The organism is Nodularia sp. LEGE 04288 (assembly GCF_963896525.1).
Classification (GTDB): domain Bacteria; phylum Cyanobacteriota; class Cyanobacteriia; order Cyanobacteriales; family Nostocaceae; genus Nodularia.
This window is the reverse complement of sequence record NZ_CAWQOY010000114.1, coordinates 20,547-33,272: the sequence shown is the minus strand read 5'-3', so window position 1 is coordinate 33,272 and position 12,726 is coordinate 20,547. Positions and strand designations below refer to the sequence as shown.

Here is a 12,726-nt window from a genome sequence, read left to right as displayed (position 1 = left end):
ACACTTTCCTAAACATCATAAACGTTTAAATAAACACTATATATAGAAAAATATACCCCGTTTTATACCCTTCTAATACTTGCTTTAATAGAGAAATTAATTGATGATCAAAATTGTTACAACTTGAGAGAACCAAAATTATGTTCTCTATAAATCAGATAAATGCTGACATGGCATTAGGTTTAATAAGTACAAAAATCACGAACAATAGCTGTCATTGTGGCATTTCCTTAACCAGCTTGAAACTGCCCGAAAAATGCTTTGCTTTGGGAATCATCCGAGATAACCAAATTATCCTAGCAAGTACCGAAACCACTATTTGGTGTGAAGATTACATCCTAGCTGTGGCTATAAGTACAGCCTCAGTTCCAGAGCTAAAACTTGCCCTGAATAAAAAGCATCCGGTTCACTACTCATCCCAAGAATGTTTAATTAATCATTCCAAAATAACCTATCGGGAGCCTTTTTAATTCATGTTACAAGGATGGATACAAATTACTTTAACCTTACTAATTGTCATTGCCACAACTCCCTTACTAGGAAAATACATGGCGCGGGTGTTCATGGGAGAACAAACACTACTCGACCCCATAATTAATCCCTTAGAAAGAATAATATTTGCCATTAGTGGAGTCCGTCCCCAACAAAATTTAACAGGCTGGCAATATGCCCAAGAATTGCTGTATAGCAATCTAGTAATGGGGATTTTAGTCTACTTCATACTCATGTTTCAGGGATGGTTGCCATTAAATCCCACAGAGTTAGGCGCACCAACTTGGGATTTAGGACTGCATACTGCCATTTCCTTTCTCACCAACACCAACCAACAGCATTATTCGGGTGAAACAACTTATAGCTATGCTAGCCAAGTCTTCGCCCTCGGTTTCTTTATGTTCACTTCAGCTGCAACGGGTTTAGCAGTTGCGATCGCCTTTATTCGGGGTTTAACTGGCAGACCACTAGGTAACTTTTACACCGACCTCACCAAATCAATCACACGGATATTATTACCAATATCAATAGTTGGCGGATTGCTTTTACTATTAGCAGGTGTACCAGAAACCTTAGCAGGTCCAGCCACAGTAACCACCTTAGAAGGCGCAACTCAAGTAATTGCCCGTGGACCAGTAGCGCATTTTGAAATTATCAAACAACTGGGAGAAAACGGAGGTGGCTTCTTTGGAATTAACTCAGCACATCCCTTTGAAAATCCCAATGGCTTTTCTAACCTATTAGAAATGTGGGCGATGATTGCCATCCCCGCATCCCTAATTTATACCTACGGTGTCTTTACTAATAATCGTAAACAAGCATGGTTAGTATTTTGGATGGTATTTATAATTTTCGTCTTCTTAATAGGAATTACAGTAGTAGGCGAATTTCAAGGAAATCCCCTCATTAATCCCCTCTTAGGAGAACAACAACCCAACCTAGAAGGAAAAGAAGTCAGATTTGGTTGGGCGCAAACAGCACTCTGGGCAGTCATGACCACAGCCACAATGTGCGGCGCTGTCAACGGAATGCACGACTCATTAATGCCTCCAGGCGGATTTGCCACACTCTTTAATATGTTCCTGCAAATCATTTGGGGAGGACAAGGAACCGGCACAGCTTTTCTATACATCTACTTAATTTTGGCAGTATTCCTCACCGGCTTAATGGTAGGAAGAACACCAGAATTTTTAGGACGCAAAATCGAGAAAAAAGAAATCGTCCTCGCCAGCGTCGTCTTATTAGTTCATCCTTTCGCCATCCTGATTCCCTGGGCAATAGTCTTTGCCTTTCCTGACACCCTCTCAGGTATTAGCAACCCAGGATTTCATGGAGTTTCCCAAGTAGTTTACGAATACGCATCCGCCGCCGCCAACAACGGTTCAGGATTTGAAGGATTAGGTGATGACACACTTTGGTGGAACCTCAGCGCCGCAGCCAGTATTTTGGCGGGGCGTTATATACCAATTATTGCACTGCTACTTTTGGCAGATAGTATGTCTCGTAAACAACCTGTTCCTATGACCACAGGTACTTTAAGAACAGACACCAGACTCTTCACAGGAGTGACAAGCGGAGTAATTTTAATCCTGGGCGCACTCACCTTCCTCCCCGCCTTAGTCTTAGGCCCCCTAGCAGAAGCATTCCAACTAGCCACAGGAAGATAAAAATCTTTCTTCCTTCTTTGCGCCTTTGCGCCTTTGCGTGTTAGCGAAGCGGGGCGTAGCCCGAAAAAAAATCCAACTCATCAACCCAAAATGCAAACAACAAAACCGCGAAAAAAACGCAAACATAAACCCCAAACCAAACCAAGCGGACTCTACACACGAGCATTTCAACAAGCATTTGCCAAACTATCCCCACGTAACATGATAAAAAATCCAGTCATGTTCGTAGTTTGGCTAGGTACAATCGTCACAGCGCTGATGACAATTGCACCGAACATATTTGGCCCCACACCAGGAGAAAATCCGCGATTATTCAACGGACTGATCACCCTAATATTATTCTCAACCCTTGTCTTTGCCAACTTTGCCGAAGCCGTAGCCGAAGGACGAGGGAAAGCTCAAGCAGATGCCTTGCGATCGGCCAAATCCGATGCTCAAGCCAAAAAAATTCTCCCTGATGGTTCCCTCCAAGAACTAAGTTCCACAGCCTTACGGCGCGGTGACACAATCAAAGTAACTGCTGGTGATATCATCCCCGCCGACGGTGAAGTAATTAAAGGTGTGGCTTCCGTGGATGAATCAGCAATTACAGGAGAATCAGCACCAGTATTAAAAGAACCGGGTTCAGACATTGCCAGTTCAGTCACCGGAGGAACACGTATTACCTCCGACGAACTGATAATTCGGGTGACTAACGACCCAGGACAAGGCTTTCTTGACCGAATGATTAGTTTAGTAGAAGGTGCTTCCCGCAGCAAAACACCCAATGAAATTGCCCTGACAGTATTGCTGGCAGTTCTCACCCAGGTATTTTTAGTTGTAATTGCCACACTACCAACAGTGTCAGTCTACGTCAACTCACCCATAAGTATTGCCGTACTCATCGCCTTACTAGTAGCCCTCATTCCCACCACCATCGGCGGATTATTAAGCGCCATTGGCATTGCAGGCATGGATAGAGTCGCCCAATTTAATGTCATTGCCACCTCTGGAAGGGCGGTAGAAGCCTGCGGAGATATCAACACCCTGATTTTAGATAAAACAGGTACGATTACCTTGGGAAACCGCTTGGCAGAAGAATTTATTCCCATCAACGGTCATGCAATAGCAGATGTAGCGCAAGTTGCCCTGGCATCGAGTGTATTTGATGAAACCCCAGAAGGCAAATCAATTGTCAAGCTCGCAGAGAAATTAGGCGCAAAATTAGATTTTGATACCAAGCAAGCAGAAGGTATTGAATTTTCTGCCAAAACCCGCATGAGTGGTACTGACTTATCCAATGGGGTAGAAATTCGTAAAGGTGCAGTAGATGCCATTAAAGGCTTTGTCCGTTCTCGCCAGGGAAAATTAACGCCGGAACTGGATACTGCTTTTGAGCGAATTTCTCGCTTAGGTGGTACTCCCTTAGCACTTTGCAAAAATGATGATATTTACGGTGTAATTTATCTCAAAGATATTATTAAACCGGGGATTCGAGAACGGTTTGACCAAATGCGCCGCATGGGAATTAAAACCATCATGCTCACCGGAGATAACCGGATTACCGCATCTGTAATTGCCGCAGAAGCCGGAGTTGATGACTTTATTGCCGAAGCCACACCTGAAGACAAAATCGAAGTCATAAAAGCTGAACAAGCCCAAGGAAAACTCGTAGCCATGACTGGAGATGGGACCAACGATGCCCCAGCCCTAGCCCAAGCAAACGTAGGTGTGGCAATGAATACAGGTACTCAAGCAGCCAAAGAAGCTGCTAACATGGTAGACCTAGATTCCGATCCCACCAAGTTAATTGATATCGTCACCATTGGTAAACAACTACTAATTACCCGTGGCGCACTCACCACTTTTTCCATAGCCAACGACATCGCCAAATACTTCGCCATCCTCCCCGCCATCTTCTCAGGAATTGGCGTTGGCGCTCTCAATATAATGGGTTTAGCAAGTACCCAATCAGCAGTTTTATCAGCCCTAATTTACAACGCCTTAATCATTCCCGCACTTATCCCCCTAGCACTAACTGGCGTAAAATTTCGACCATTAACCGCAGACCAACTTTTACAACGGAACATTTTCATCTACGGATTTGGCGGCGTAATAGCACCCTTCATAGCCATCAAAATCATAGACGTTTTAATTACAACCATAGGACTAGCCTAATCAAAAACTCCGCGCTCCTTTGCGTTTAAATTATGAAAAAATTATCCCTCTTTCTCTTCCTCACCCTTTCCCTCAACGTATTCCTAGCACAAGCCGTATATGCAGCCACCCCTGACGAAATATCACGCGCTGCATCTTACGCCATTGGACTTTTAGGAATCGCCACTATAGGCGTAAGCACTTATTTATTCCTTGTCATTTTTCAACCAGAGAAATTCTAATGAGCCAAATTACTAAAGCCATTCGTTCCACATTAGCCTTGTGGATATTAACAGCCTTCCTCTATCCCTTATTCATGCTGATTTGTGGACAGATAGCCTTTCCCTTCCATGCCAACGGGAGCTTAATCACCAACAATCAAGGCACAGTAGTCGGTTCAGCCTTAATTGGTCAACCCTTTGCAAGCGATCGCTATTTTTGGAGTCGCCCTAGTGTTATTGACTACAGCACCAGCCCCGAAATCGCTACCACAGGACAGTCAGGAGCCAGTAACCTAGCACCCAGTAACCCCGAACTTCTCGAACGCATTCAAGGAGAAGTCACACGGCTACAACAAGCCAATATTCAACCCACGGCTGACTTAGTTTATACCTCTGGCTCTGGTTTAGATCCACATATCAGTCCTGAATCCGCCCAAGCACAAGTATCACGGATTGCTGCTGTCCGTAATGTGGATACCCAACAAATTCAAAACCTGATATCTCTCAACACCGAAGGTAGATTTCTGGGTATATTCGGTGAACCTGGAGTTAATGTTCTCCAGTTAAATCTAGCTTTAGATGCTTTATGATTCATTCTCATACCCCCTCCCCCGACAGTTCTTATATTCGTCCTCATCGACGTGGGAAGCATAAAATTTTTATTGGTATGGCTCCCGGTGTCGGCAAAACTTATAAAATGCTCGAAGAAGCACATCAACTCAAACAAGATGGTATTGATGTAGTTATCGGGATGTTAGAAACTCATGGACGCAAAGAAACAGCCATGAAAGCTGATGGATTAGAGGTAGTTAAGCGCAAAGCCATTATCCATCAAAACGTCACCCTAGAGGAAATGGATACAGATGCAATTTTGCAACGTTTACCCCAATTGGTGTTAGTGGATGAACTCGCTCATACTAACGTTCCTGGTTCTCCACGAGAAAAACGCTATCAGGACGTAGAGGTAATTTTAGCAGCCGGAATTGATGTTTATTCCACTGTGAATATTCAACATTTAGAAAGTTTAAACGACCTTGTAGCCAGAATTACAGGGGTCGTAGTGCGAGAGCGCATTCCTGATTACTTACTAGATGAAGCTGATGCTGTTGTTGTGATTGACGTTACCCCAGAAACTTTAGAAGAACGCCTAAAAGAAGGCAAAATTTACGCCCCTGAAAAAATCGAACAATCCCTAAAAAACTTTTTTCAGCGTCGTAATCTCATCGCTTTAAGAGAACTAGCATTAAGAGAAGTTGCAGATACAGTTGAGGAAACAGCAAATACTTCTAACTTAGTCGGACAAAATTGTAATATTCACGAAAGAGTTTTAGTGTGTGTCTCTACTTATCCTGATTCAGTGCAATTATTACGTCGAGGCGCACGCATCGCTAATTATATGAATGCGCGACTCTATGCTGTATTTGTGGCAAATACTGAACAATTCCTGACTAAAGAAGAAAGTTTGCACATCGATACTTGCGAGAAACTATGCCGAGAGTTTGGTGGTGAATTTTTATATGTTAAAAGCCAAAGTGTTGCTCAAGAAATTGCTAACATAGCAGCAGCTAATCACATTACACAAATTATTATTGGTGAAAGCCAGCAGCCACAATGGAAATTTTTTTTCAAAACCTCTTTTACTCAACAAATCATAGATTTAATTCGAGATAAACACATAGACTTACATATAATATCCACAGAGAAATAAGTGAGCAAAGGGTTAAAAAGACTACTAAATAATCGTAGCTTCTGGTATTTCAAACTTGTAACCGTAGCCGCGCACAGTTTTAATAAACTCAGGAACAGTAGTATCAATTTCCAACTTTTTACGAAGTTGTCCTATATGCACATCAACCACTCTACCATCGCCAACATATTCGCAACCCCAGATTTTTTGAATCAGCTGGGTACGACTCCAAGCTTGACCAGGATGACTAGCTAAAAAATGTAAAATATTAAACTCCAGAGCTGTTAAAGACAGAGGCTGATCGTTAAGTGTGACCACCCGGCCATCTGGATTAATTGCTAGGTGTTTGAAAACAAGGCGCTGTGTGGGATAGGGGTTAATACACCGAATGCGTCTCAAAAGAGCTTCTACTCTCAGTTCAATTTCTGCTAGGCTAAAAGGCTTAGTCAAAAAATCATCAGCACCTACTGAAAGAATTTTAATTTTATCCGATTCGGCAGTTCTTCCAGTCAGTATCATCACTAAAACATTAGTGCGACTCTGCATTTCTTGACACAATTGATAGCCATTGATATCTGGCAAATTCCAATCCAGAATTACTAAAGTGGGATTGAATGTATCAAACAAAGATAGAGCTGTTTTACCATCTGCCGCTGACTCTATGTGATATTTTCGACTTAAAAAGCGATGTATGAGATTGCGGATACCGAAATCGTCATCTACAACAAGAATCTTAGGATTTGTAGCAGGAAGCGTCACCATAACGTCTTAGCCTATTTTTTATTTTTTTGCACCCTCTGTTTAATAGTTCTGATTTGCGTCTATTTTGGCTGAGTACTGAGTTTCTTTATTCAAAGTGAAGCTACTATATTGTATGGCAAATGTATGATTTCTGTATAAATTTGGTATGCCTTGGCGATTTGGTAGTGTGATTGTGAGTATTGCTATTGCTAAATTCTAGAATGCTTCTACCAGCAACTGTACCAGATCCTCAGAATAGCAGATAAAAATATGACAAGCCCAGGACTGATAGTCTGAAGAAATCAGAGGCGCAAAAAAAGGGTTCGGCGTTGAATCAGCAATCAATCAGAAATATTATTAAATAATCAAAGACAAATAAGCTAATCTAGCTGTAGAAAGAGGTGGAAAATATTCATACCTGCGAAAGATAATGATCGTGTATATATTTTGCTAGGTTACTGTTAGTGAAACTAGTCAAAAAAAGTTATGAATACTAATCCATTAGACGCTATTATTCCCTCACAGCCACCAGTAGAAGCACAATCTGACGTTTATGCAGTTAAGTCTCGTTTGGAATGGGGCGAACCAGCTTTTACAATCATCGATGTGCGCGATCGCCTAACCTACAATGAAGGTCATATTATGGGGGCGATGCCGATGCCGATAGATGAGTTGGTTGATCGAGCTACGTCATCTTTAGATAAAAATCGTGATATTTATGTCTACGGTGCCAATGATCAAGAAGCTGCTCAAGCCGCTAAAATCCTCCGTAATGCTCACTTTAACCATGTATCTCAACTCAAAGGTGGTTTAGCTGCTTGGAAAGAAATTGGCGGCCCCACAGAAGGAATTATTGAATCCAAAACTCCCGCAGGTGCAGATGATCTGAATGTGGTTTCTCGGATGCAAGATCACTTAGAAAATCTCAACAAAGATGTGTAGTTGTCCAGTCAATAGTTGCCAGTCACTATTGACTTTGGACTCAATGTTCAAATATATCCTTAAATTGCAGCAAATCTAAAGTAACTAAAGTTGGTAAGACTTGAAAGCATTCCTGAGCAATTTCCCAACGTTCTTCTCGTTTGAGCATTTCCATCAGCTTCTGCTGTACGCTGAGTAAGTAACGAACATCATTGGCAGCATAATTGAGTTGAATGTCAGATAAATTAGCGGCGTTACCCCAATCGGAACTTTGAGCGCTTTTATCTAATTCTATGTGTTCTAACTCTAGTACTACCTCCTTGAGTCCGTGACGATTGGTGTAGGTACGAGCTAGCTTACTAGCAATTTTGGTACAAAACACAGGCTGAACCTGAATCCCCAGGTTATGGCGCAAAGTCGCAACATCGAAACGAGCGAAGTGAAAAACTTTCACGATATTCACCGCTTCAAACAGTGTTTTTAAATTTGGGGCTTCAGTTTGTCCTTTGGCTATGCGAATTGCTGTGACTTGTCCCTCCTGATTGCATAGCTGAACCAGACACAAGCGATCGCGATGCGGTAATAATCCCATCGTTTCGGTATCGATCGCGATCGCATCGGATTTTAAATACTCAGCCAAAACAGCGTCACTCAAATCGCGATCGCCTACTTGAAAATCTTGTAATGTCATAAATCAATCAATAATAAATGTAGTGTCTTTTAGACAAAAATAACATGAGACACTACATTATATATTGTGCAAAAACTCAGTAAATCTATCTATTTAGTGCGAATGAAAATTTGAGTGAGGTAAACTTCGCCTCGCCGATTGGTAGCAACACCAATCCCAGTAAGGTCGTAATCGCCTTGAATATTCTTCAAATGTCCGGGACTTGCCAACCAACCACTAATAGCTTCCCTAGCAGGGTTGCTATATCCCTGATTGAGTGCGACATTCTCTGACGCATCGTCGTAAGGGAGGGGAACAGCAGTGACTCGCTGTTCAAATCCATCATGGCTAAAAGGAACTTGACCATTAGCCATATTTTGACTATGAATCCTTGCCTGTTGAGTAATGTTTGCATTTAGGGTCAACTTTGGCAGATTATGAGCAACTCGATACCGATTAATGTCATCAAAAACTGATTTTTCTAGGGCATTAGTTTTAAAAGTAGTAGTTAATATTGCCGCCTGACTTGAAGGAATTAACAACGGTTGATTACGAGTGCTTTGTTCTGTAGAGGATTTACCTGTTATGGGAGCATTCATTAATCCACTCGCCAGGACAAGCGTACTTAAAGCGATGCCAAAAGCAGGTTGTCGGAACATGGACAGTCGTGTGATGTGTGTAATTGTTAGACCTATAATCTAACTTCTTGTTCTCAGAATACATAACAGGATACTATTCAAATTTGATCAAGTTGAGGCATTTTGGCAAATTGTTTACAGAAAAAATAAGTGAACTATCCTTGTGGTGAATATTTAAATAAGTCAGCCTCAAGTCGGATGCGCTCACTTGCTCAAAATCTGCGGAAGCGTTGATAAATGCCACCCAACCTGCAATTTTCTTAACTGAACCTTCTGGGCATAAAATTGACTTTAGTAATAAACAGTCACAAGCATTACAGACTTCGAGAAATTTTTGTATGTCTATTTCCGAAATTACGCCACAGCTTTTAGCCGCAAAACCAAAAAAAGGATTGAGTTTTGCCGATTTGGAAAAAATTCTCGGACGTGACGAGGTATGGATTGCTGCTGTATTCTACCGTCAAGCTAGCCCAGAAGAAGCTAAGTTCCTGGTGGAAGCATTGGAATTAGATCCTATAGGAATCCGGTTTTATTTATGAAAAAATTAAGTATTGTAGGGTGCGTTAGAATGAAGTCCGTAACGCACCATTATTTAAGTTTTGGTGCCGTACTCTCCTCGCCCTCATTTTTTGTTGGCGATCGCTTGACAATCAAGACAGTCGCTACGTGTCTGTTCAAAAATCAAATAGTAGTCCTATATCTATATTCAAAAGTTAACTGAATGTCCTCTAAAAGGATTAGGGCTAGTTGTACCCACTGAATCCACTGATTTATCGTTTCTACGAGATTATGCAGGTGTATGGAATGCCGATCAAAGCCGTGATTCAAGATAAATTTGGCGATGGTATTATGAGCGCCATTGACTTTACTTTAGATGTAGAGAAAGAATCAGACCCCAAAGGCGATCGCGTTAAAGTTATTATGTCTGGTAAATTTCTCACCTACAAAAAGTGGTAGACTTTCAGTGATACTGAATGTGGGTTTTTACCCATCTTTGATTGATTAATGTTTGTGTGGCTAAATAAATTAGTAACTAATCAACCACAGATGTAGACAAGTCGTGGCTAGCCATAGGCTACACAGATGAATACAGATTAAATTTGCTGTATAAAGCTTAAATAATTTTTAACTAATTAAAACTCTTGCAAGAAGAAATCATAAAATCACCAAAAGAGATCATTCTAAATCCTTATTACACCCAAAAATTAGGAAAAGCATATTTGGGTGATAGCCTAAAACTGATTAAATCCATTGATGAAAGTAGTATTAATCTCATCCTCACTTCACCACCATTTGCTCTCACACGACAAAAAGAATATGGTAACGAAAGCGCGGAAAAATATATTGAATGGTTTCTACCCTTCGCCCAAGAGTTTAAAAGAGTTCTCACAGATAATGGCTCATTTATTTTAGATTTAGGCGGCGCTTACCTGCGTGGTAATCCTGTGCGGAGTATCTACCAATACGAACTTTTAGTGAGATTGTGTAAAGAAGTCGGCTTTTTTCTCGCTCAAGAATTCTATCACTACAATCCAGCCCGATTACCTACCCCTGCTGAGTGGGTGACAATTAGACGAATCCGTGTGAAAGATTCTGTAAATGTAGTTTGGTGGTTGTCGAAAACACCAAATCCTAAAGCCGACAACAGAAAAGTTTTAAAGCCATATAGCCAGAGTATGAAACAACTACTGAAAAATGGCTATAAAGCTAAAATTCGTCCCAGTGGACATGATATTTCTGACAAATTCCAAAAAGATAACCAGGGTGCAATTCCGCCAAATTTGCTAGAAATTGCTAATACTGAATCTAATAGCGCTTATCTACGGCGCTGTAAAGCCGAGGGGATTAAACCCCACCCAGCCAGATTTCCAGCAGGTTTTGCGGAATTTTTCATCAAATTTTTAACCGATCAAGGTGATATAGTCTTAGATCCATTTGCAGGTTCCAATACAACAGGTTTTGTGGCTGAAACTTGGCAACGCCAATGGATTTCTTTTGAAATTAATGAGGATTATGTTGTGGGAAGTCGTTATCGATTCGGTCAATAGTCAGGTGAAATTCCAGAGTTAGGAGGGAAAAGTTAAAATTTATAACTAGTCGCTCAAATCTCACCATTCACTTGCATTTGATGAACTTGATCCGCTAACTCTTGACGGCTTTGATCATCTAGCTTGTCAATAGCTAACATTCCCATAAGAATAACCTCTTTTAGGGTTAAACGTGTCGAATGTGCCTGTTTCTGCACACTCTCCTTAATAATTGGACTGACACCAATTGCTGTACTAGCTCTAGCCACAGAATAAGAACGAAACATTAATTACTTCGCCTAAATCTTAGCACTTCCCAGAAGTTTCTTGTATATATTCACCAAAAAACTCTGCTCAAATAACACTGAAAAATTAAGTCTTAAAGAAATGGTGAACCTGCTTTACAGAACTATACAATACAGGCTAAATAAAAATAATAGCTAAATATAACTAAAATTTTCCTGAATGTAGGTGGTTAATACTGTCATAGGGAAAAGCAGTAAACATGAGAAAAAATAAAGCGATGAGGTATCCTTATCTGTTGGCAGTAGGCTTGTTAACAGGATTGGCAATACCAGCATCGGCACTACCACAGATGTCGAGCATCCTGCCAGAAACGCATAAATTCCTGTGGGACTCAAAACAAGGTTCTCAGGTAACAGCAGATGAAAACAACATTACTAACCTGGACATATCCTTAGCAGAGTTCAGCAATCAACGATTACGGGAGTCATTACTTAATCCCAGTTCCCGTCCATCTCACCTGCCATTAATATCTGGTCATCAACTGTACTACCAAAGGTTGGCATCTCTAAAAGCCGGTCAGATTTATACACGTATAGATGGTAATCCTTCCCAATTATTACGGGAGTCAGCAAAGAAGCCTCAACTCACTTATGAAGACTGGAAAAATTTATTAGCTTTAGAAGCTAAAGCCATCAGCCAAGGACAAGGTGCAAGTTATTTAGGTATCTTAGTTGGTGATTCCTTGAGTATGTGGTTTCCTAGAGAAAAACTACCTACTGGTAAATTGTGGCTGAATCAGGGGATATCTGGAGATACTTCTGGTGGTATTTTCCGCAGATTGCGGGCATTTTCCGCCACGCGACCGAATGTAATTTACATCATGGCTGGGATTAACGATTTACGCAACGGCGATACTAACGAAGAAATTTTGCGTAATCATCGGCGGATTATCCGCAGGTTGCGCCAGTCTCACCCCAATACTCAAATCATCGTACAATCAATTTTGCCTACTCGCCTACCGACTATTTCTAATAGCCGAATTGTTCAGATTAATGCACAACTAGCTGTGATTGCTCAAGAAGAAAAAGCTGATTATCTGAATATTTATCCTTGGTTTACCGATTTTCAAGGCAATTTGCGTGCAGAATTAACCACAGATGGTTTACATCTGTCTCAGGATGGCTATGATGTTTGGCGTTCGGCACTACAACAGCTAGAATTCACTCAGTTACAAAATTAATTTGGTCGTCGAGAAATCCAGTCTTCGACCAAAGCAGTGC

Annotated in this window: 13 protein-coding genes and 2 pseudogenes; 11 read left to right on the top strand and 4 right to left on the bottom strand. The window is 41.2% G+C overall.

What is annotated here, in order from left to right:
• Nucleotides 1-140 precede the first annotated feature (140 nt).
• The 6 genes from AACX33_RS13635 (at nucleotide 141) to AACX33_RS13610 (ending at nucleotide 6,224) form a co-directional block, all read left to right on the top strand.
• Nucleotides 141-470 (top strand): TrkA C-terminal domain-containing protein, encoded by a 330-nt coding sequence (locus tag AACX33_RS13635; RefSeq protein ID WP_227789087.1) that lies wholly within the window; start codon nucleotides 141-143, stop codon nucleotides 468-470.
• Between the two features lie 3 nt (nucleotides 471-473).
• Nucleotides 474-2,159 carry a potassium-transporting ATPase subunit KdpA gene (gene kdpA / locus AACX33_RS13630; RefSeq protein WP_194002293.1) on the top strand — a complete coding sequence of 562 codons (1,686 nt, stop codon included), beginning with the start codon at nucleotides 474-476 and terminating at the stop codon, nucleotides 2,157-2,159.
• 90 nt (nucleotides 2,160-2,249) lie between these two features.
• Nucleotides 2,250-4,316, top strand: coding sequence for a potassium-transporting ATPase subunit KdpB (gene kdpB, locus AACX33_RS13625; protein ID WP_194002291.1), 2,067 nt, complete (start codon nucleotides 2,250-2,252; stop codon nucleotides 4,314-4,316).
• Nucleotides 4,317-4,348: 32 nt separating this feature from the next.
• Nucleotides 4,349-4,537 carry a potassium-transporting ATPase subunit F gene (locus AACX33_RS13620; RefSeq protein WP_194002289.1) on the top strand — a complete coding sequence of 63 codons (189 nt, stop codon included), beginning with the start codon at nucleotides 4,349-4,351 and terminating at the stop codon, nucleotides 4,535-4,537.
• A complete protein-coding gene (kdpC, locus tag AACX33_RS13615) occupies nucleotides 4,537-5,106 on the top strand; it encodes a K(+)-transporting ATPase subunit C (RefSeq protein ID WP_194002287.1) in 570 nt (189 codons plus the stop codon). The genes AACX33_RS13620 and kdpC overlap by 1 nt, the downstream gene beginning before the upstream one ends.
• Entirely contained in the window at nucleotides 5,103-6,224 is a 1,122-nt protein-coding gene (locus AACX33_RS13610; protein WP_194002285.1) for a sensor histidine kinase KdpD, read from the top strand. Before kdpC ends, AACX33_RS13610 begins: the two co-directional genes overlap by 4 nt.
• Nucleotides 6,225-6,248: 24 nt before the next feature.
• On the opposite strand, the gene AACX33_RS13605 is transcribed toward AACX33_RS13610, so the two are convergent.
• Nucleotides 6,249-6,965, bottom strand: a complete 717-nt coding sequence (locus AACX33_RS13605; protein ID WP_194002283.1) for a response regulator transcription factor — start codon at nucleotides 6,963-6,965, stop codon at nucleotides 6,249-6,251.
• Between the two features lie 465 nt (nucleotides 6,966-7,430).
• On the opposite strand from AACX33_RS13605, the gene AACX33_RS13600 reads away from it, so the two are divergent.
• On the top strand, nucleotides 7,431-7,886 hold the full coding sequence (locus tag AACX33_RS13600; RefSeq protein ID WP_194002281.1) for a rhodanese-like domain-containing protein: 456 nt from the start codon (nucleotides 7,431-7,433) through the stop codon (nucleotides 7,884-7,886).
• Nucleotides 7,887-7,926: 40 nt separating this feature from the next.
• On the opposite strand, the gene AACX33_RS13595 is transcribed toward AACX33_RS13600, so the two are convergent.
• Both AACX33_RS13595 and AACX33_RS13590 read right to left on the bottom strand, forming a co-directional pair.
• Nucleotides 7,927-8,556: a ribonuclease H-like domain-containing protein gene (locus AACX33_RS13595; protein ID WP_194002279.1), complete on the bottom strand. Its 630-nt coding sequence runs from the start codon at nucleotides 8,554-8,556 to the stop codon at nucleotides 7,927-7,929.
• 89 nt (nucleotides 8,557-8,645) lie between these two features.
• Nucleotides 8,646-9,194, bottom strand: a complete 549-nt coding sequence (locus AACX33_RS13590; protein WP_194002277.1) for a CAP domain-containing protein — start codon at nucleotides 9,192-9,194, stop codon at nucleotides 8,646-8,648.
• Nucleotides 9,195-9,511: 317 nt separating this feature from the next.
• Between AACX33_RS13590 and AACX33_RS13585 the strand changes: the two are divergent.
• The 3 genes and pseudogenes from AACX33_RS13585 to AACX33_RS13575 all read left to right on the top strand — a co-directional run.
• Nucleotides 9,512-9,693 (top strand): annotated as a pseudogene (locus AACX33_RS13585) (cyanase); the annotation flags it as partial.
• Nucleotides 9,694-9,874: 181 nt separating this feature from the next.
• Nucleotides 9,875-10,130 (top strand): annotated as a pseudogene (cynS, locus tag AACX33_RS13580) (cyanase); the annotation flags it as partial.
• A 185-nt stretch (nucleotides 10,131-10,315) separates the two neighbouring features.
• Complete coding sequence (locus tag AACX33_RS13575) at nucleotides 10,316-11,221, top strand: DNA-methyltransferase (protein ID WP_194002275.1); 906 nt, start codon at nucleotides 10,316-10,318, stop codon at nucleotides 11,219-11,221.
• A 53-nt stretch (nucleotides 11,222-11,274) separates the two neighbouring features.
• Here AACX33_RS13575 and AACX33_RS13570 read toward each other — a convergent pair whose 3' ends face one another.
• A complete protein-coding gene (locus tag AACX33_RS13570) occupies nucleotides 11,275-11,487 on the bottom strand; it encodes a hypothetical protein (protein ID WP_194002273.1) in 213 nt (70 codons plus the stop codon).
• A gap of 236 nt (nucleotides 11,488-11,723) precedes the next feature.
• On the opposite strand from AACX33_RS13570, the gene AACX33_RS13565 reads away from it, so the two are divergent.
• Nucleotides 11,724-12,686 (top strand): SGNH/GDSL hydrolase family protein, encoded by a 963-nt coding sequence (locus AACX33_RS13565; protein WP_194002409.1) that lies wholly within the window; start codon nucleotides 11,724-11,726, stop codon nucleotides 12,684-12,686.
• Nucleotides 12,687-12,726 lie beyond the last annotated feature (40 nt).

What these genes read in the sequence shown, in the direction of transcription:
- AACX33_RS13570 (WP_194002273.1), bottom strand. Translation starts at nt 11,487, where the DNA reads ATGTTTCGTTCTTATTCTGTGGCTAGAGCTAGTACAGCAATTGGTGTC.
- AACX33_RS13635 (WP_227789087.1), top strand. Translation starts at nt 141, where the DNA reads ATGTTCTCTATAAATCAGATAAATGCTGACATGGCATTAGGTTTAATA.
- AACX33_RS13595 (WP_194002279.1), bottom strand. Translation starts at nt 8,556, where the DNA reads ATGACATTACAAGATTTTCAAGTAGGCGATCGCGATTTGAGTGACGCT.
- AACX33_RS13565 (WP_194002409.1), top strand. Translation starts at nt 11,724, where the DNA reads ATGAGGTATCCTTATCTGTTGGCAGTAGGCTTGTTAACAGGATTGGCA.
- kdpC (WP_194002287.1), top strand. Translation starts at nt 4,537, where the DNA reads ATGAGCCAAATTACTAAAGCCATTCGTTCCACATTAGCCTTGTGGATA.
- AACX33_RS13620 (WP_194002289.1), top strand. Translation starts at nt 4,349, where the DNA reads ATGAAAAAATTATCCCTCTTTCTCTTCCTCACCCTTTCCCTCAACGTA.
- kdpA (WP_194002293.1), top strand. Translation starts at nt 474, where the DNA reads ATGTTACAAGGATGGATACAAATTACTTTAACCTTACTAATTGTCATT.
- AACX33_RS13600 (WP_194002281.1), top strand. Translation starts at nt 7,431, where the DNA reads ATGAATACTAATCCATTAGACGCTATTATTCCCTCACAGCCACCAGTA.
- AACX33_RS13610 (WP_194002285.1), top strand. Translation starts at nt 5,103, where the DNA reads ATGATTCATTCTCATACCCCCTCCCCCGACAGTTCTTATATTCGTCCT.
- AACX33_RS13605 (WP_194002283.1), bottom strand. Translation starts at nt 6,965, where the DNA reads ATGGTGACGCTTCCTGCTACAAATCCTAAGATTCTTGTTGTAGATGAC.
- AACX33_RS13590 (WP_194002277.1), bottom strand. Translation starts at nt 9,194, where the DNA reads ATGTTCCGACAACCTGCTTTTGGCATCGCTTTAAGTACGCTTGTCCTG.
- kdpB (WP_194002291.1), top strand. Translation starts at nt 2,250, where the DNA reads ATGCAAACAACAAAACCGCGAAAAAAACGCAAACATAAACCCCAAACC.